The sequence below is a fragment of the Paraoerskovia marina genome (genome assembly GCF_900105445.1).
Lineage (GTDB): Bacteria > Actinomycetota > Actinomycetes > Actinomycetales > Cellulomonadaceae > Paraoerskovia > Paraoerskovia marina.
This window is the reverse complement of the sequence record NZ_LT629776.1, coordinates 1,158,211-1,176,421: the sequence shown is the minus strand read 5'-3', so window position 1 is coordinate 1,176,421 and position 18,211 is coordinate 1,158,211. Positions and strand designations below refer to the sequence as shown.

14 protein-coding genes, 1 tRNA gene and 1 pseudogene are annotated in these 18,211 nt (G+C 72.4%); 3 read left to right on the top strand and 13 right to left on the bottom strand.

The genetic code is table 11. The features are described from left to right. Positions 1–19 precede the first annotated feature (19 nt). On the top strand, positions 20–424 hold the full coding sequence (locus BLU20_RS05280; protein ID WP_083371857.1) for a hypothetical protein: 405 nt from the start codon (positions 20–22) through the stop codon (positions 422–424). On the opposite strand, the gene BLU20_RS05275 is transcribed toward BLU20_RS05280, so the two are convergent. The 9 genes and pseudogenes from BLU20_RS05275 to metG all read right to left on the bottom strand — a co-directional run bounded on the left by BLU20_RS05275 (position 421) and on the right by metG (position 11,324). Next, positions 421–1,770, bottom strand: coding sequence for an ABC-F family ATP-binding cassette domain-containing protein (locus BLU20_RS05275; protein WP_407946481.1), 1,350 nt, complete (start codon positions 1,768–1,770; stop codon positions 421–423). The genes BLU20_RS05280 and BLU20_RS05275 overlap by 4 nt on opposite strands. Beyond that, positions 1,771–2,262: pseudogene (locus tag BLU20_RS14405) on the bottom strand (ATP-binding cassette domain-containing protein); the annotation flags it as partial. A 46-nt stretch (positions 2,263–2,308) separates the two neighbouring features. Next, a complete protein-coding gene (locus tag BLU20_RS05270; RefSeq protein ID WP_083371855.1) occupies positions 2,309–3,241 on the bottom strand; it encodes a 4-(cytidine 5'-diphospho)-2-C-methyl-D-erythritol kinase in 933 nt (310 codons plus the stop codon). Beyond that, entirely contained in the window at positions 3,238–4,092 is an 855-nt protein-coding gene (gene rsmA, locus BLU20_RS05265; RefSeq protein ID WP_083371854.1) for a 16S rRNA (adenine(1518)-N(6)/adenine(1519)-N(6))-dimethyltransferase RsmA, read from the bottom strand. The genes BLU20_RS05270 and rsmA overlap by 4 nt, the downstream gene beginning before the upstream one ends. Positions 4,093–4,211: 119 nt before the next feature. Next, on the bottom strand, positions 4,212–5,519 hold the full coding sequence (locus tag BLU20_RS05260) for a resuscitation-promoting factor (protein WP_083371853.1): 1,308 nt from the start codon (positions 5,517–5,519) through the stop codon (positions 4,212–4,214). 215 nt (positions 5,520–5,734) lie between these two features. After that, complete coding sequence (locus BLU20_RS05255) at positions 5,735–6,982, bottom strand: aggregation-promoting factor C-terminal-like domain-containing protein (RefSeq protein ID WP_231959309.1); 1,248 nt, start codon at positions 6,980–6,982, stop codon at positions 5,735–5,737. Positions 6,983–7,231: 249 nt separating this feature from the next. Further along, the gene (locus tag BLU20_RS05250) at positions 7,232–8,449 is read right to left on the bottom strand and encodes an aggregation-promoting factor C-terminal-like domain-containing protein (protein ID WP_231959308.1); all 1,218 of its coding nucleotides are present in this window, start codon (positions 8,447–8,449) and stop codon (positions 7,232–7,234) included. A 35-nt stretch (positions 8,450–8,484) separates the two neighbouring features. Beyond that, positions 8,485–9,522, bottom strand: coding sequence for a TatD family hydrolase (locus BLU20_RS05245; protein ID WP_083371851.1), 1,038 nt, complete (start codon positions 9,520–9,522; stop codon positions 8,485–8,487). Between the two features lie 188 nt (positions 9,523–9,710). Next, the gene (metG, locus tag BLU20_RS05240) at positions 9,711–11,324 is read right to left on the bottom strand and encodes a methionine--tRNA ligase (RefSeq protein WP_083371850.1); all 1,614 of its coding nucleotides are present in this window, start codon (positions 11,322–11,324) and stop codon (positions 9,711–9,713) included. A gap of 106 nt (positions 11,325–11,430) precedes the next feature. On the opposite strand from metG, the gene BLU20_RS05235 reads away from it, so the two are divergent. Next, positions 11,431–12,036 (top strand): isochorismatase family protein, encoded by a 606-nt coding sequence (locus BLU20_RS05235; protein ID WP_083371849.1) that lies wholly within the window; start codon positions 11,431–11,433, stop codon positions 12,034–12,036. Between the two features lie 19 nt (positions 12,037–12,055). Here the strand turns inward: BLU20_RS05235 and rsmI are convergent, their stop codons facing one another. After that, positions 12,056–12,964 (bottom strand): 16S rRNA (cytidine(1402)-2'-O)-methyltransferase, encoded by a 909-nt coding sequence (gene rsmI, locus BLU20_RS05230; protein WP_083371848.1) that lies wholly within the window; start codon positions 12,962–12,964, stop codon positions 12,056–12,058. Positions 12,965–13,072: 108 nt separating this feature from the next. Here rsmI and BLU20_RS05225 point away from each other — a divergent pair, with 108 nt between their 5' ends. Further along, positions 13,073–14,707 carry a dolichyl-phosphate-mannose--protein mannosyltransferase gene (locus BLU20_RS05225; RefSeq protein ID WP_231959307.1) on the top strand — a complete coding sequence of 545 codons (1,635 nt, stop codon included), beginning with the start codon at positions 13,073–13,075 and terminating at the stop codon, positions 14,705–14,707. Between the two features lies 1 nt (position 14,708). On the opposite strand, the gene BLU20_RS05220 is transcribed toward BLU20_RS05225, so the two are convergent. The 3 genes from BLU20_RS05220 to BLU20_RS05210 form a co-directional block, all read right to left on the bottom strand. Continuing rightward, complete coding sequence (locus BLU20_RS05220) at positions 14,709–16,262, bottom strand: family 20 glycosylhydrolase (RefSeq protein ID WP_172829023.1); 1,554 nt, start codon at positions 16,260–16,262, stop codon at positions 14,709–14,711. A 165-nt stretch (positions 16,263–16,427) separates the two neighbouring features. Continuing rightward, entirely contained in the window at positions 16,428–17,987 is a 1,560-nt protein-coding gene (locus tag BLU20_RS05215; protein ID WP_157270329.1) for a hypothetical protein, read from the bottom strand. A 140-nt stretch (positions 17,988–18,127) separates the two neighbouring features. After that, positions 18,128–18,200: transfer RNA gene (locus BLU20_RS05210), tRNA-Ala, on the bottom strand. Positions 18,201–18,211 lie beyond the last annotated feature (11 nt).

The window sequence follows — 18,211 nt, the reverse complement described above, 5'->3', positions numbered from 1 at the left end:
ATCTCGCTACCTTGAGCGCATGAGACGGAGCGTCGCGGTCGCGAGCGTCCTGGCCGTCGTGGCGTGCACCCTGACGGCCTGCAGCGCCTCCCCCGGTGACTGCCTGCCCGAGCCGCTCGAGGTCTCGTCGGCGACCGTGGCCCCGGGCGAGAGCGTGATCGTCAGCAGCCCCGCCGCGGCGTGCGCGACGGGCACCGACCGCACGTACGCCCTGGTGCTGCACAGCGAGGTCCGGACCGACACGTCGACCGAGCCCGTCGTCACCGACGTCGCGGCGGACGGCAGCTTTTCGACGGAGATTCCCGTCCCGAGCGCCTTCCCCGGCGGACCGGCGTCCGTGGTCGTCACCGGCAGCGCGTTCGACGAATGCACCGACGAGGGCTCGTGCGCCGCCTACCAGGCCGAGGTCGAGGTCACGTCCTAGCCCGCGACGTCGGCCGCGAGCATCCACTGCTCCTCGAGCGACTCCTTCTCGGTGGACAGCGCGCGCAGCTCCTCGTTCAGCGCCGTCACGGCGGCGTGGTCGGTCGCCTGCTCGGCCATCTTGGCGTGCAGCTTGGCCTCGGCCTCCGAGATCCGCTGCAGACGACGCTCGATCCGGGCGATCTCTTTCTTCGCCGCACGGACCTCCGCCGGTGTCGGGCCCGCTGCCTCGGCGGGCACGGCGGCGGGCGCGGCGGTGGGAGCGGCGGCTGCCGCCGTCGACGCGTCCCCCGACGCCCCCACCCCGTCGGCGCGCATCCTCAGGTACTGCTCGACGCCCCCGGGCAGGTCACGGATCGAGCCGTCCCCGAAGAGGGCCACCTGGCGGTCGGCCACGCGCTCCAGCAGGTACCGGTCGTGCGAGACCACGATCAGCGTGCCCGGGTACCCGTCGAGCAGGTCCTCGAGCGCGGCGAGCGTGTCGGTGTCGAGGTCGTTCGTCGGCTCGTCGAGCAGCAGCACGTTCGGCTCCGCGACCAGCAGCCGCAGCAGCTGCAGCCGGCGACGCTCCCCGCCGGAGAGCTCGCGGACGGCGGTGTGCGCGCGGTCGCGCGTGAACCCGAGCTTTTCGGTCAGCTGCCCCGCGGTGAGCTCCTTGCCGTCGACGACGACCGTCCCCTGCTCCCGCTCGAGCACCTCGACGGGCTTGAGGTGCCCGACGTCGTCCAGCTCGGCGACGTCCTGCGTCAGCTCGGCCACGACGACGGTCTTGCCCCGCCTGACCCTGCCCTCGTCGGGCTGCCGCCGCCCCGCGAGAAGCGCGAGGAGCGTCGTCTTGCCCGCGCCGTTGACCCCGACGACGCCGTACCGGTCCCCCGGCCCGAGGCGCCACGTCACGTCGTCGAGGAGCGTCCGCTCGCGCTCGGCCTCGGTGCGCGGCTGGACGCGGACGGTGACGTCCTCGAGGTCCAGCACGTCCTTGCCGAGCCGCTTGGTCGCCGTCCGGGTCAGCTCCATCGAGTCGCGCGGCGGCGGCTCGTCGTCGATCAGCGCGGCCGCGGCGTCGAGCCGGAACTTCGGCTTCGACGTCCGGGCCGGGGCACCGCGCTTGAGCCAGGCAAGCTCCTTGCGCAGCAGGTTGTTGCGCTTCTCCGCGACGACGGCGGCCGCCCGGGCACGCTCGGCGCGCGCCAGGATGTAGGCGGCGTACCCGCCGTCGTAGGCGTCGATCTCGCCGTCGCCGCGCACCTCCCAGGTGCGCTCGCACACGGCGTCGAGGAACCAGCGGTCGTGGGTGACGACGACGAGCGCCCCGCGGGCACCGGGGCGGCCGTAGCGGCGTGCCAGGTGGTCGGCGAGCCACGCGACGCCCTCGACGTCGAGGTGGTTGGTCGGCTCGTCCAGCAGCAGCACGTCGGGGTCGTCGACGAGCAGCGCCGCGAGCGCCACCCGGCGCCGCTGCCCGCCGGACAGGTGCGTGGCGGGCGCGTCGAGGTCGAGGTCGGCCAGCAGCCCCTCGTGCACCGAACGGATCCCGGCGTCCGAGGCCCACTCGTGGGTCTGGGCGGATCCGTGGACGAGGTCGCGGATGGTGGCGCCGGCGGGCGACTCGTCACGCTGGACGAGCATCGAGACGCGGGTTCCCCCGGCGGTCGTGACACGGCCCGCGTCCGGCGCCTGGGTGCCGCCGAGGAGACGGAGCAGCGTCGACTTGCCGGCACCGTTGGGTCCGACGACGCCGATCCGGTCGCCGTCGTCGAGCCCGAGGGAGATGCCGTCGAGCAGGGTGCGGGTGCCGACGGTCAGTGAGATGCCGTCGGCGCCGAGCAGGTGAGCCATGCGTGTCCGTCCTGGTGGTGGTGAGTGGTCGGCGCGGGCGGTCGCGTCAGGGGTGACGCTCGGGGCCGACGTGCGTGACGATACGCGCTCCGTGGACCGGGCCGGTGGCCAGGTGCACCTGGTCGGCGACGCCCGCGGCGTTCCAGGCGGCGGCGATCGCGTGCGCGTGCCGCAGGTCCCCGGCGAGCGCCGCGACCGTGGGCCCGGACCCGGAGATCAGCGCGCCGAGCGCGCCGGCCTCGGTCGCGAGGTCGAGGGTGCGCCGCAGGTGCGGCGCGAGCGTGAGCGACGCGGCCTGCAGGTCGTTGTGCAGGGCGGCCCCGACGGCGGCCGCGTCCCCGGAGCGGAGTGCCGCGAGCAGGGCCGCGTCGTCGTCGGGGCTCACGTGCGCGGGTCCGCCGACGTGCTCGTCGTACGCCCGGTAGACGGCGCCGGTGGACAGGCCCTCGTCCCGGACCGCGAACACCCAGTGCAGGTCGGCGCGAGACATCGCCGGGGTGAGCAGGTGCCCGCGCCCGGTGCCGACGGCGGTGTTCCCGACGAGCCCGAACGGCACGTCGGAGCCGAGGCGTGCGGCGAGGTCAGACAGGTCCGTCTGGGACAGGCCCGCCGACCACAGGGCGTTGCACGCCACGAGCGTCGCGGCACCGTCGGCCGACCCGCCGGCCATCCCGCCGCCGACGGGGACGCCCTTGGTGATCTCGATGTGCACGTCGGGGTCCACCCCCGCGGCCGCGGCGACGAGCTCGGCCGCCTGCCAGGCGAGGTTGCTGCTGTCGGTCGGGACGACGTCGGCATGGGGCCCGGTGACGGAGATCGAGATCCCCGCGCCCGGCTCGGTGTCGCCGACCTCCACGTCCTCGAACAGCGAGACGGCCTGGAAGGTCGTCACGAGCGGGTGGTAGCCGTCGTCCTGCAGCGCCGCGACCCGGAGAGAGAGGTTGACCTTGCCGGGCGCACGCACGTGCACCCGCGTCATCCGAGGGCCTCGGCGATGCGGGCGAACCCGGTGATGTCGAGCCGCTCCCCACGCAGGCCGGGGTCGACGCCCGCCTTCTCGCAGGCCTCCTGCGCGGCGGCGGGCGAACCGGCGATCCCCGCCAGCGCGGACCGGAGGGTCTTGCGGCGCTGGGCGAAGGCGGCGTCGACGACGGCGAAGACCTGTTCACGCGTCGCGGTCGTCTCGGGCGGGTCCCGGCGTTCGAGGGCGACGAGCGCGGAGTCGACGTTCGGCACGGGCCAGAAGACGTTGCGGCCCACGGCCGCGGCGCGACGTGCGGAGGCGTACCACGCCGCCTTGGCCGACGGGATGCCGTAGGTCCGGCTGCCGGGAGGCGCCGCGAGGCGGTCGGCCACCTCGGCCTGCACCATGACGAGCACCGTCTCCAGGGATGGGAACCGCTCGAGGGCGGTGAGCAGCACGGGGACGGCGACGTTGTACGGCAGGTTCGCGACGAGCGCCGTGGGCGGTTCGCCCGGCAGCTCGGTCACGTCCATCGCGTCGGAGAGGATCACCGTCAGCCGGTCCGCCAGGTCGGGCCGGCGCTCCGCGACCGTCTGCGGCAGCCGGCCCGCCAGCACGGGATCGATCTCGACGGCGACGACGCTCGCCCCGGCGTCGAGCAGGCCGAGGGTCAACGACCCGAGCCCGGGGCCGACCTCGATCACCCGGTCGCCGGCCTCGACGCGGGCTGCGCGCACGATCTTGCGGACGGTACCGCCGTCGTGCACGAAGTTCTGCCCCAGCGTCTTGGTGGGGCGCACGCCGAGGCGCTCCGCGAGGGCGCGGATCTCGGCGGGGCCCAGCAGGCCCGGGGAGGTGTCGGTCATGCCCTGAGCCTACCGATGCGTCTCGGGGTACGACGACGGGGTGGAACTCCCGCAGGAGTCCCACCCCGTCGTCGTGCGTCCGTCCCCAGAACGGATGCCCCAGTGAGGGTGCGGGTCTGTCAGAGAAGACCCAGCTTCGCGGCGCACCCGGGCCACTGGCCCCAGCCCGACTGAGCCTGCAGCGCCTGTGCGCGCTGCGTCTGCTCGGCGGCCGACGCCTCGCTCGGGAGGCCGCTGCCGCCCATCGCCTGCCAGGTCGGCAGGGAGAACTGGTAGAGGCCGTAGTAGCCGTTGCCCGTGTTGGTCGCGGGGTTGCCGCCCGACTCGCACTGTGCGAGCTGGGACCAGACACCGGCCGGTGCCGAGCCCTGCGACGCGGAGGACGACGAGCTGGAGGAGCTGGACGAGCTCGAGGACGTCGTCGCCTCGGGCTCGGGCTCGGGCTCCGGCTCGGGCTCCGGACGGACCTTGGTGCCCTCGACGAGGACGCGGTCCTGCGGCTCGGTGGTGACCTCGTCCGAGATCAGCTCCTCGGACTGGACCTCGCCGTCACGGTAGGTGACCTCGGTCTTGATGGTGCGCTCACCCTTGGCGCCCTCGGACTCGACGGCCGTGCCCTCGTCCGTGTACCGGTCCGGGTCCTCGACCGTCTTCGTCTCGAAGTCGATCTCCTCGGTCTCGGTCTCGGTCTTGACCTCGACGCGCTCGACCAGCACGGAGACGGCGGGGACGCCCTCGGCCGCGGCGGCCTCGTCGTCGCGCACGACGGAGACGAGGTCGTCCTCGCCCAGCTCGACGTCGTTCTCGTCGAGAATGGCCTCGACACCGACCGAGCCGTCGTCGACCACGGTGGTCTCGCCGCCGACGACCAGGTTCACCGGGCCGTCCACGTCGAGACGCAGCGGGATGTCGGCGCGACCCTCGGCGTCGGAGCGCGACGCGACGAGGCGGACGTCGTCACCGCGCGAGGCGTAGGCGTCGAGCGCCTCGTCCGCGTCGAGCGCCGTCGTCCAGACGTCCTCGTGCTCGCCGTCGGCCTGCACGCCGACCTGGTTGGCGTAGCGCACGACGACGTCGCCGCCCTCCTCGAGGGAGGTGTCGGCCGCGGGGGCCACCAGGTCACGGTTGTCGACGTCGACGCCCTGCTCCTCGAGCAGTCCGTCGACGGAGCCGGCCATCGTCGTCACGGTGGTGACCTCGCCGTCGACGTCGAGCTCGATCGTCTTGCGGGCGTCGGCGTAGGCGATGGCGCCACCGGAGGTGACGACCACGGCGGCCAGACCGGCCACGAGGGGCCAGCGGCGGCGACGTCGCGCTGCCGGTGCCGCCTCGGCCTCGGACTCGGCGGGCGCGACGGCGCTCAGGTCCAGGGGTGCGGTTTCGGGTGCGTCGGGGTTGCCGGCGTCGTTGATGTTGTTCACATTCATCCAGTCATCCGTAGGTAGGCGCGTGGTTCCACGACTGTGGTCAGCGGCCGTGCGGCCGAACGGTGGATGCCCGCTCGGTGTCCGCCTGAAGATGCGGCGGCATTCGACCGTAACCGATTCGTTACACGCTGCCAAGCCCGATAGGGCTAAGGTGGGAAGTTTCAGACTTCAAGTCCGATAATTCCGTTGCGAGCGGTCTGCCCGGAATAGAGGGATCAGTACCAGCCGACGGACTCGGAGTGTGCCCACGCGGAGCACGGGCTTCCGTAGGAGCCGGCGATGTAGTCCAGACCCCACGCGATCTGCGTCGCGGGGTTGGTGGCCCAGTCAGCACCGGCCGAGGCCATCTTCGAGCCGGGCAGCGCCTGCGGGATCCCGAACGCGCTCGACGTCGGGTTCGCGGCGTTCTCGTCCCAGCCGGACTCGCGCGTCCACAGACTGTCGAGGCACGTGGCCTCGGACCCGGTCCAGCCACGCTCGGCCGCCATCTGGAGGCCCAGCTCCTTGTTCGACGCCGGGGTCCCGCCCGGAAGCTCCTTGGACCCCTCGGCGATCACCTCGTCGACCGGCTCCGTCGTGACCTCGTTCGAGACCTCCTCGCGGGAGATCTCCTCGCCGTCGCGGGTGACGACGTCCTCGACGATCGTCCGCTCGCCGGCCTCGCCCTCGGTGCGGACCTCCGACTCGCCGACATACATGTCCGGGTCCTCGACGGTCGTCGACTCGAAGTCGATCGTCTCGGTGCGCTCCTCCTGGCTCGACTCGACCCGCTCCACGACCACCGAGACCGGGGTCTCGGCATCGGAGTCGTCGTGCTCGACGACGACACGGTCGGCGTCCCCGAGCTCGACGCCAGCCTCGTCCAGCACCGTGTCGACGTCCTGGGAGTCGTCGACCTCGACGGAGTCCCCGTCGGCCTCGACCGTCACCGGCGCGTCGGTGTCGAGCTCGATCGGCAGCTCGGCACGGCCGTCGGCGTCAGAGCGCGACGCGACCAGACGGACGTCCTCGCCCGCGCGCTCGGAGTACCGCTCGATGGTCTCCTCGGCGTCGACCGACGTCGTCAGGATCGAGCGCTCGTCGCCGTCCTGCTCGATCGTGACCTCGTCCGCCGTCCGCACGACGATCTCGTCGCCGTCCTCCAGCGCGGTGTCCACGCCGGGAGCGACGAGGTCGCGGGTGTCGACGTCGATGCCCTCCGAGGCGAGAACGCCACCGACGCTCCCGGCCGCCGTCGAGACCGTGGCGGTCTTGCCGTCGACGTCGAGGTCGACCGTCTTCACCGTCGAGGCGTAGGCGGCGGTGCCGCCGCCGGCCAGGACGAAGGCGGAGGCGACGAGCGCGACCGCCTTGCGGCGACGCGGGTGCCGGGGCGCAGGCTCAGTGCCGTCGATCGTGATCGATTCGGTGTGCGCGTCCTTCGGCCGGGCAGAGTTCTGCCTGTGCGCAGGGATGTGCTTCACGAGGATTCCAGTCAGTCAGGGGGGAGCCCCTCAGCCCTCGGGATCGTCCGGGGCATCGTCGGGTGGCGTCGTGCGCCGATCGCGGGGCCGTGCCACCGCTCCGAGCGACCCTAGGTGACGCGTCCACCGCCGCGGGGCCGATTCACGATTGCTTCACGAGGTCCTCGACACCCGTGCGCCGCGTCTTCGATCCCCCGGACCGCAATGTCCGGGTCCTCCGGTTCTGGCGCCGGACGGCCTCGGCCCGGGTCAGTACCAGCCGACCGAGACGGAGTGCGCCCAGGCGTCGCACGGGGTGCCGTACCGACCGGAGATGTACCCCAGGCCCCACTCGATCTGCGTCGCCGCGTTCGTCCGCCAGTCGTCGCCGGCCGAGGCCATCTTCGACCCCGGCAGAGCCTGCGGGATCCCGTACGCCGACGACGACGGGTTCGCCGCGTCGACGCGCCAGCCGCTCTCCTTCTGCCACAGCTTGTCGAGGCACTGGAACTGGTCCGAGCCCCAGCCCCGGTCCGCGACCTTCGCCTTCGCGACGGCTCGGGCCGAGCCGGGGTCCACCACGACGTCCGCGATCGTCATCGTGCCCACGTGCACGATCTCCTCGCGCGCCTCCTGCGTGATCCGCTGAGCCACGACCGAACGGGAGACCTCCTGGCCGTCCAGGATCTTGACCGCGTACGACGTCACGGCCTCCCCGACGTAGCCCTGCTGCACGACGACGCGGTGCCCCTCGGGAAGCGACGGGTCCTCGACCTCGGTGACGTCGAACGGGACGACCTCGGTCACCGTGTCGGCGTCGCTGCCTCCGCGCGAGACGACGACGATCATCCCGTCCACCGCCGCGGCACCCTGGGGGACCGACGTCTCGTCCAGGGGTGCGAGCGTGATGCCGGCCTCGGCGAGCACGTCCCCGACGGACTCTGCGGACGTCGTGATCGCCTGCATCGCACCGTCGACGGAGATGTGGACGTCCTTCATCGTGGTGACGCGCAGCAGGTCACGGCCGATGGGGTCCGACCGCGAGCCTGAGGTCACCGCCCCGTTGCCCCGCTCCCCCAGGGTCGCGAGGAACTCACCGACCGTCTTCGCCGTCGTGCGGACCGTCTTCGCCTCGCCGTCGATCTCGACCTCGACGTCGTGGGCGGAGCGCACGACGATCAGCGAGCCCGTGGACGGAACGGCGTCGAGCCCCGGCTGCACCAGGTCGTCCGGGCCGGCGTCGACGCCCTGGCTCGCCAGCAGCTCGTCCACCGTGTGCCCGTACGCCCCGACGGTCTCGACCCGACCGTCGTAGTCGATCGTCACCGCCTTGTGCATCGAGGCGAACGTCGCCGACACCGCGAGCATCCCGACGATCACCAACGACCGTGCACCGAGACGCACTGCTGCGTTCTGCGGGTGACGACGAGACATGGACAGGAATCCTCTGGAGACGGGGGCGGAGGACGCGGCGAAGGCGTCGCGCACGACCGTAGTCGAGACGCGCCGTCGGCGGTAGTGCCCTACCAGTCGCCGTAGACCCGCTGGGCGGTCGAGCTCGTCACGCGACAGACCTCGTCGAGCGGCATACCACTGACCTTCGCGACGGTTCGCACCGTATGCGGCAGCAGGTACGGGGCGTTGGGCCGACCACGATACGGATGCGGGGTGAGGAACGGTGCGTCGGTCTCGACCATGACGTGGTCGAGCGGCATGACGCGCAGCGCCGCCCGCAGGTCGTCGTTCGCCGCGAAGCTCACGGGACCGGCGAAGGAGAGGTACCAGCCCTGCTCGCGCGCGATCCGCGCCATCTCGGCGTCGCCGGAGAAGCAGTGGAAGACCGTACGCTCCGGGGCCCCGTCGGCGAGCAGCACGTCGATGACCTCCTGGTGCGCGTCGCGGTCGTGGATCTGGAGCGCGAGATCGAGCTCTTTGGCGAGCGCGACGTGCGCACGGAAGGACGCACGCTGGATCTCCACACCGCGCGGCCCGGTCCGGAAGAGGTCCATCCCGGTCTCGCCGATCGCCCGGATGCGCGGGTTGGCGCGGACGACGGCCGCGACCTGCGCGATCGCGTCGTCGAGGGACGTCGCGTGCCGGGGCTCGAGCGTCGGGAGCAGCCCGTCGGGGCCGATCTCGAGGCGATCCTCCGCCGCATCCGGGCCGAGGCCGTGCAGCGGGGCCTCGTTCGGGTGAATCGCGACCGCGCCGAGCAGTGCGCCGCCGACCGCGGTACCGGCCGTCTCGTTCAGGAGGTCGTCGGTCCACCGGACCGCGTCCAGGTCGCACCCGACCTGCACCATGCGGGTGACACCGACCGCGGCGGCGTCCGCCACGACGTCGGCGACCGACGGCACCCGGATCGGCACCTCGACCAGGTCCATGTCGTCGGCGCCGGCCGGAACCTCGTGCCCGCGACGTCGGGCCTCGGCCACCCGCAGGCGGTCGCGGACGCCCTGCGCGTACGGCGCGATCGCGTCGAGGTGGGTGTGGTTGTCGACGGCGACGGCGGGCAGCGCCTCGGGCGCCGCCGGCCAGCCGCGCTCACGAGGCTTGGGCATCGGGCGGTCCTCTCAGTCTCGAAGGTGCGGGGTCTCGACAGGCTCGACCGGCGTCATGGCTCGACCGGCGTCATGGCTCGACCGGCGTGATGGCTCGACCAGCGTGATGGCTCGACCGGCGTGATGGCTCGACCAGCGTGATGGCTCGACCGGCGTGATGGCTCGACCGGCGTGATGCCCAGCGTGACTCAGGCCTCGGGGTCCTCGAGACGCGGGAACAACGACTCGCCCTTGGTGACGACCGTGCCCGCGGGCAACGCCCCGAAGGTGCCGGCCGACGCGACGGGCTGCTCCGCGAGCGCCCCGAGCGCGGCCTCGGCACCGAGCAGGTCCCAGAGCTTGGCCGACGCCTGCGGCATCACGGGGTTGAGCAGCACGGCGAGAGAGCGCAGCGCCTCGGCGGCCGTACCCAGGACCGTGGCGACACGACCGTCGTCGGACAGCGCGCCGTCGTCGTCCTTCTCGGTCTTGACGACCTTCCACGGCTCCTGGACGGTCAGGTACCCGTTGGTCTCCTCGACCAGCGTCCAGACGGCGGCGAGCGCCTCGTGGATCGCGAACCGGTCGATGGCGGCCTCGGCGTCGCCGACCGCGCGGGCCGCGACGGCCTCAAGGGCGGTCTCCGCGTCGGTCCGCGCGCCGCCGGCGGGGAGCGCACCGCCGAAGTTCTTGCCGATCATGGCGGCGACGCGCGAGGCCAGGTTGCCCAGGCCGTTCGCGAGCTCGGACGTGTACCGGGCGCTGATGTCCTCCCAGGAGAACGACCCGTCCTGACCGAACGCGATCGCGCGCATGAAGTAGTAGCGGAAGGCGTCCGAGCCGAAGTGGTCGGTGATCTGCGCGGGCGCGATGCCGGTGAGCTTGGACTTGCTCATCTTCTCGCCGCCCACGAGCAGCCACCCGTGCGCGAAGACCGTCGTCGGCAGCGGCAGGCCGGCGGCCATCAGCATGGCGGGCCAGATGACGGCATGGAACCGCAGGATGTCCTTGCCGACGAAGTGCACGTCGGCGGGCCACGTACGCGCGAACAGTTCCTGGTCGGCGGAGTCCTCGCTGCCGTAGCCGACGGCCGTCATGTAGTTGAGCAGGGCGTCGAACCACACGTAGAGGACGTGCTTGTCGTCCCACGGGATCGGGACGCCCCAGTCGAAGGTCGAGCGCGAGATCGACAGGTCCTGCAGACCCTGCCTGACGAACCCGACGACCTCGTTGCGCGCCGACGCAGGCTGCACGAACTCGGGGTGCTCCTCGTAGAGGGCGAGCAGGCGGTCGGCGTACGCGCTCATCCGGAAGAAGTAGTTCTGCTCCGCGAGCATCTCGACCGGCTTGCCGTGGATCGGGCAGAGCTGCTCGCCCGCGTACTCGCCGGTGCCCTCGACCAGGTCGCCGGGCAGCTTGTACTCCTCGCACCCGACGCAGTACGGGCCCTCGTACGACCCGGCGTAGATCTCGCCCTTGTCGTGCAGGTCGCTGATGAACGCCTGGACGCGCGTGGTGTGACGCTCCTGCGTGGTGCGGATGAAGTCGTCGTTCGACGCGTCGATGGTGTCGAGGACGGGCTCCCACTCGGCCTCGACCAGGCGGTCGGCCCACGCCTGGGGGCTCACGCCGTTCGCCTCGGCGGTGCGCAGCACCTTCTGCCCGTGCTCGTCCGTGCCCGTGAGGAACCAGACGTCCTCCTGGCGCTGCCGGTGCCAGCGCGCGACGACGTCGGCCGCGACGGTCGTGTACGCGTGCCCGATGTGCGGGGCGTCGTTGACGTAGTAGATCGGCGTGGTGGCGTAAAAGGCAGACTCGGGCATGGGCACATCCTAGGACGGCGCACGCGGTCGACGTCGCCGCATGTCATCCGGACGCCACGGAGGGCCGGACGGTCGAGAACCGGACGTCCGTGGCAGAGTGTCGAGCATGGACACCGGAACGGGTCAGCCCCGCGCATTGATCGTCGTCGACGTCCAGCCCACGTTCTGCGAGGGCGGCGCACTCCCTGTCGAGGGCGGCAACGACGTCGCCCAGGACGTCGCCGACTTCGTCCGCTACCGGCAGGACGAGTACGCCCTGGTCGTGACGACCCAGGACTGGCACATCGACCCCGGCCCCCACTTCGCGACGCCGCCCGAGGAGCCCGACTTCGTGGACACCTGGCCCCCGCACGGCATCGCCGGGACCGTCGAGGCGGCCCTGCACCCGGCGCTCGACGGCATCGAGTTCGACGCGAGCGTCAAGAAGGGCGAGTTCCAGGCGGCCTACTCGGGCTTCGAGGGGGCCGACGCCGCGGGCAAGCCCCTGGAGGAGATCCTCGCCGCCGCGGGCGTGTCGGCCGTCGACGTCGTCGGCCTGGCCGAGTCGCACTGCGTCAAGGACACCGCGATCGACGCCGCCCGGCGCGGGCTCGACACGCGCGTGCTCCGCGACCTCACCGCGCCCGTCTCGGAAGAGCTCGGCGTCGCCGCCCGTGAGGCGATGCGCGAGGCGGGCGTGACGTTCCTCGACTCCGCCGACGTCGACCTATAGCGACGAGGCGGTCGCGCGCCTACGCCTTGCGGGCCGCGAGCGCCGCCGCGTACAGGTCCCGCTTGGGCAGGCCTGCGGTCTCGGCCACGTCGGCGACGACGGTCTTGAGCCGCTCCCCCGCGTCGACCCGCGCGAGCACCTCGGGCACGAGGTCCACGGGGTCGGCGGACCTCTCGGCCGGGGCGCCATCGACCACGATGCAGATCTCGCCCCGGAACGGGTCGTCGTGCGCCCGACCGACGAGCTCGCCGAGGGGCCCGCGCACCACTTCTTCGTAGGTCTTCGTCAGCTCCCGGCAGACGGCGGCCCGCCGGTCTGACCCGAACGCGTCGGCCATCGCGGCGAGCACGTCGACCACGCGGTGCGGGGCCTCGAAGTAGATCGTCGTCCGGCGCTCGCGGGCCAGACCCGCCAGGACGCGCGAGCGCTCCCCCGGCTTGCGCGGCAGGAAGCCCTCGAACGCGAAGCGGTCGGTCGGCAGCCCGGAGAGCGCGAGCGCGGTCAGGACCGCGCTGGGCCCGGGCGCGGCGGTCACTCGCAGGCCCCTGTCCACGGCTCGCGCGACGATCCGGTACCCGGGGTCGGAGACGGCCGGCATGCCGGCGTCGGTGACCACGACGACGGTGCCACCCTCCGCGACGACGTCGAGCACGTCGTCGGACCTCTCCGCCTCGTTGTGCTCGTGCAGGCTGACCACACGCCCGCTGACGTGGATGCCCGCACGCTGCGCGAGCCCGTGCAGGCGACGGGTGTCCTCGGCCGCGACGACGTCGGCGGTCTCGAGCAGCCGGAGCAGCCGGGCGGAGGCGTCGTCGGTGTTCCCGATCGGGGTGCCCGCAAGCACCAGCGCGCCGGCCCCGTCGCGCTCCGACAGGGGCCGGGCGGCGTCGTCGGGGCGGTCTGCGGGGTCGGTCGTCTCGGTGCTCACCGTGCGAGCCTACGCGGGCACGAGGGGCGAGAGCCGGGCGTACGGGTTTCCCCGCACTTCGTCGTGGGGACGGGGGCGGAAGCCGTCGGTGGCTCTAGGCTTGCGCCCGTGACCGCCGACGTCGACGTGACCGAACCGCCCGCCCGTGCCGGCGAACTTCCGCGCGCCGCGGGGCCGACCAACCGGGAGGCGCTGCTCGTCAAACTGTTCGGGGCGCGCCGTCTGACACTCGGGATGACGGCGCACGACCGGATGTGGGGCTGGCTGGGCCCGCTGATCGTGGCGGTGGCCGCCGGGCTGCTGCGGTTCTGGAACCTCGCCCACCCGCACGAGCTGGTCTTCGACGAGACGTACTACGTCAAGGACTCCTGGACGCTGCTGAACCTCGGGTACTCCTCGGAGTGGCCCGAGGAGCCCAACGACCGGTTCGAGGCCGGCGAGGTCGACATCTACACGACGGACCCCGCCTTCGTCGTGCACCCGCTGGTCGGCAAGATGCTGATCGCGCTCGGGATGGCGGTCGGCGGCGCGGAGAGCTCCTTCTTCTGGCGGCTGGTGCCCGCGCTCGCCGGGACCCTCATGGTGTTCCTCCTGGCGCGCGTCGCGCGGCGCCTGTTCGCCTCGACCGCCATGGGCATCGTCGCCGGGGCGCTGCTGGCCGTCGACGGGGCCGGGATCGTGCACGCGCGCACGGCCCTGCTCGACGAGTTCATCATGGTCTTCGCGCTCATCGCGTTCTGGTGCCTGCTGCGCGACCGAGAACAGGCCCGCCTGCGCCTGGCGGACAAGGTCTCGGCGATCCTCGACGCCGGAGGCCAGGTGGGACGCTACGGGCCGCGGCTCGGCTGGCGCTGGTGGCGGTTCGCGGCCGCGGTCAGCCTCGGGCTCGCCGTCGGCGTCAAGTGGTCCGGCCTCTACTTCCTGGCGGCGTTCGCCCTGCTGTCCGTGCTCTGGGACGCGAGCGCACGACGGCGGGTCGGGATCAAGCGCTGGTGGGAGGACGCCTTCCTCGTCGACGCCGTCCCCGCCGCGCTGATCATGCTCCCGACGGCACTGATCACCTACGTCGCGTCCTGGGGACCGTGGTTCGCGACGCAGGGCGGGTACCTGCGCCGGTGGGCGGTCGAGAACCCGGGCGAGGGCGTGACCTGGCTGCCCGCACCCCTGCGCTCGCTGTGGGAGTACCACGTCAAGATGTGGAACTTCCACACCGGCCTCGACTCCGAGCACACGTACGCGTCGAACCCGTGGGGCTGGCTGGTCCAGGCCCGGCCCACGTCGTTCTACTACCGCTCGTTCGCCGAGGGAGAGAACGGGTGCACCACCACCAAGTGCGCCGAGGCGATCACGTCGCTCGGCAACCCGGTGCTGTGGTGGCTCGCGACGGCGGCCCTCGTCGCCACCGTCGTCTGGCTCGTGGTCGCGAAGGACTGGCGGGCCACCGCTGTCCTCGTCGGCCTCGTCGGCGGATGGGTGCCGTGGCTCGTCACCGACAGGACGATCTTCACGTTCTACACGATCGCGTTCCTGCCCTGGATGATCCTCGCGATCGTCTACGTCATGACCGTGCTGCTCGAACGCACCGAGGGCCGCCCTGATGCCCGTGCCTGGGTGCAGTGGGCGATCATGGCGACCCTCGTCGTGATCGGCGGCTTCAGCGCCTTCTTCTACCCGATCTGGACCGGGTGGAACGTGCCGTACTGGTTCTGGCACTCGCACATGTGGTTCCAGAGCTGGATCTAGCTCACTCCCACGTGACCTGCGGGGTGCGGTGGAACGCCACGCCGTCGCGCTCCCAGCCCGGGACGTGCCGGACGAGGCGCTCGCGGAACCCGTCCCAGTCCTTGGCGTCCTGCGGGGTCCAGGCGACCTCGGCGACCGCCGGCAGGCGCGGCATCAGCATGTCGTTGAGCTCGTCGAGCGTCGTCAGCGTCTCGGTCCAGACTGCCGCCTCGACGCCGACGATCGAGTCACCGCTGATCCCCTCGACGGCCTCGTCCGGGTTCCAGACGTAGGCGTCGGAGAGCTCGACGAGCCCGGCCCAGTCCTGCCCCAGCGCGTAGTCGGCCGTGTACTTCATGTCCAGGTAGACGTGGTTGCCCGGCGACATGATGAAGCGCGTGCCGTTCGCCGCGGCACGCTGCAGCGGCTCGAGCTGGACGTGATTGGTGTCCCAGAACTGCACCAGGGTCTCGGGCCGCACCTGGGCGTGGGCGGCCTCGTGCCAGGCGGCGACCTTCTTGCCGGTGTCCAGCACGACGCGCTCGAGCAGGTCGACGAACCTGCCGAACTCGCCGTCCTGCATCTGCTTCACCTCGTCACCGCCGATGTGCAGGTAGTCCCCGTGCGTCGCGGCCGCGAGGTCGCCGAAGACGTCGCGCAGGAACGGCTCGGTGGCCGGCAGGTCGATCGACAGCTTGGAGAACCCGACCTCCATCCCCTCGTAGGCGTCGGTGGCCCGGCCGTCGGGCATCAGCTCGCCGTAGGCGTGGGTCGCGGCGTTGACGTGGCCCGGCACGTCGATCTCGGGCACGATCACGATCCCGCGGTCCTCGGCGTAGACCTGCAGCTCCTCGTACTCGTCGAGGGTGAGGAAGCCGCCGGGGTTGCCGTTCATCGCGGTCTTGGAGCTGATGTCCGTCAGCAGCGGGCGCGAGGGTGTGTCGATGCGCCAGCCCTGGTCGTCCGTCAGGTGCAGGTGCAGCCGGTTGAGCTTGTACGACGACGCGAGGTCGAGCACCCGCTGCAGCGACTCGGGCCCGAAGAAGTTCCGCGCGATGTCCACCGACAGGCCGCGCCAGGCGTAGCGCGGTTCGTCCTCGACGACGACGGCAGGCACGTGCGCGGGCGTCTCGCCCGACGCGGGACGGACCAGCTGCGCGATCGTGGCGACGGCCAGGTGGAGCCCCGGGACCGCGGCCGCGCGGGCGACGATGCCGTCGGCGGTCACCTCGACGACGTACCGGTCGTCCGATGTCGGCCGGTCCGTGGCGAGCGCGGGGTCGAGCCGCAGCTCGATCGTCGAGCCCGCCGAGACGGAGGTCGAGCCCGCCGAGACGGAGGTCGAGCCCGCCGAGACGGAGGTCGAGCCCGCCGAGACGGAGGTCGAGCCCGCCGAGACGGAGGTCGAGCCCGTCGAGACCGCGACCCCCGCGGCACGGGTGAGGGTCTGCGCGGCCCGGCGCGCGAGGCGCTGCTCCGGTTCGGTGGCGCCGCCCCGGATCACGGCTCCGGCGAGGGCGAACGGTGCGCCGTCGCCTGCCTGGAGGCTGAGGGGCTGGGGAATGAGTGAGAACACGTGAACTCCGCTGTCGCTGGTTCCAGCCGCAGTGCGGCCTCGCGGTCGAATCGTTTCGATTCGATCGGACAGAGGAAACAGTAGCCAATCTCGACAGCGTCGCCAACCCCTTGTCACGGACCGGTCAGCAGGACCCGGAACAACCGGTCCGTGCCCCGCAGACCCCTACCGGTACACGACGTACGTCGGCTGTTCCTCGTCACCCAGCTCGGCCGCCGGCACGTCGGCGCCCTGCAGCCAGCGGGTCGCGCCCCACATCGGCTCGACGCCCGTCTCGGCGCCCCACTCTTCAAGGTCGGGCTCGCGCCCGGCCGGTCCCGCGATCACGACGCCGACCTCCGTCGCGTCCGGCAGCTGCGCGGGGTCCACGACGGCGGACGGCGCGCTGTCCCGGATCACGAGGAGCTTCTGCGGCAGCGCCCCCGTACGCACGACGTCGCGCAGGTGGTCGACGACGTCGCTCACCTCGCCGGTCGGGATCGTCCCGCTCAGCGCCGGGGAGGAGCTGTCCACGAATCTCCACTCGGTCTCGAGCGAGACCCCCACGTTGGGAAGTGCGAGTGCGTCGTCGTAGGCACGGAGCTGCTCGACGAACGTGGCACTGCCCGGCTGGACCGCGAGCACCACGTACTGCCCGGCCTTCCGGGCACGCTCGGCGAACTCGAGCACGGCCTGCGGGTCCTGCTCGTTGGCGTGGTTGCCGTCCGCCCCCGGGGCGGGCGAGGCCACGGTGACGAGCAGCTCTAGGGTCGGCACGACGTCGTCGGCGCCGGGGACCGTCGACTCGGCGACCCGCCGCGCACGCTCGATCGACGCGTCGGTGTCCTGCTGTCCGAGCGCTCCGAGGCTCGGGCTAATCCGCGTGCCGTAGAGCCCGACGAACCGGCGCCCGTCGGTCAGCACCATGCCGCCTCCGGGCAGCTCGACTCCGGTCGACGCCGCACGCACCTGCTCGGCCAGGTCGTCCGAGTCGGCGAACGAGTCGCCCAGCGCCACCACCGAGAGCGCCTGCGCCTGGCGCAGCACGCCGATGGTCTCGTCCGAGGCGCGCGGGTCGCCCCCCGGGACATCGAGCGGCACCGCGCCTGCAGCACGCGCGGTCGCGAGCGCCGCCCGGTGGTCGACGTCGTCCTCGGGGTCCGTCAGCACCAGCGACTCGTCCGCGAGCGTCGGCTCGCCGGTGTCGGGGACCTCGCTCAGCAGGCGCGCGACCTCGGCGACCCCGGTCGGGACCCCGGCCGCGTCGGTGGCCCGCACCGAGATCACCTCGACCTCGCCCGCGGACCCGTCGACCACCTCGGCGGGGTCGACCGCACCGACCACGACGGCCGTGCGCGCGCCCAGACGTTCCAGCTCGGTCCGGACCGCGGACGAGCCGATCGCCCCGTCGAGCACGAGGACCGGCCCGGCGACCTCGGTCGCGACGGCGCCGACGAGCTCCAGCGCGTCGTCGTCCTCCGCCCCGACGAGGACGACGGTGGGCGCCGACTCGAAGAGCTGCTGGGAGGCCATGAGCGCGAGCTCGGCCGGGGCGTCGGAGCTGAGTGTCGCGGCGTCCGGGAGCGCGGCGGCGACCGCCGTCTCCTGCGCGGCCACGGGCTCCGCGGTGGTCGTGGCGTCGGTGGACGCGTCGTCCTGCGTGCAGCCACCGAGCGTCAGAGCGACCGCGACGAGCGCACCGGCGGTCTGGACGAATGGGGCTTTCAGGGCAAGTCGGTGATCCACGATGCCCCAGTCTGCCACCTTTCGCGACGAGGGATCACACCCGCCCGACGCCGCCGCCGATCCCGGCGACGACCCTCAGTGCCGGGCGAACGACGAAGGGCCCGGCCGCCTGGCCGGGCCCTTCGTCGTACTTCGCTGGGTGGAGCTAGGGGGATTCGAACCCCCGACCTTCTCATTGCGAACGAGACGCGCTACCAACTGCGCCATAGCCCCAGAAGCAGAAT

Coding starts and splice junctions, on each gene's coding strand:
- BLU20_RS05280 (WP_083371857.1), top strand. CDS start 20: ATGAGACGGAGCGTCGCGGTCGCGAGCGTCCTGGCCGTCGTGGCGTGC.
- BLU20_RS05270 (WP_083371855.1), bottom strand. CDS start 3,241: ATGACGCGGGTGCACGTGCGTGCGCCCGGCAAGGTCAACCTCTCTCTC.
- rsmA (WP_083371854.1), bottom strand. CDS start 4,092: ATGACCGACACCTCCCCGGGCCTGCTGGGCCCCGCCGAGATCCGCGCC.
- BLU20_RS05260 (WP_083371853.1), bottom strand. CDS start 5,519: ATGAATGTGAACAACATCAACGACGCCGGCAACCCCGACGCACCCGAA.
- BLU20_RS05245 (WP_083371851.1), bottom strand. CDS start 9,522: ATGCCCAAGCCTCGTGAGCGCGGCTGGCCGGCGGCGCCCGAGGCGCTG.
- metG (WP_083371850.1), bottom strand. CDS start 11,324: ATGCCCGAGTCTGCCTTTTACGCCACCACGCCGATCTACTACGTCAAC.
- BLU20_RS05235 (WP_083371849.1), top strand. CDS start 11,431: ATGGACACCGGAACGGGTCAGCCCCGCGCATTGATCGTCGTCGACGTC.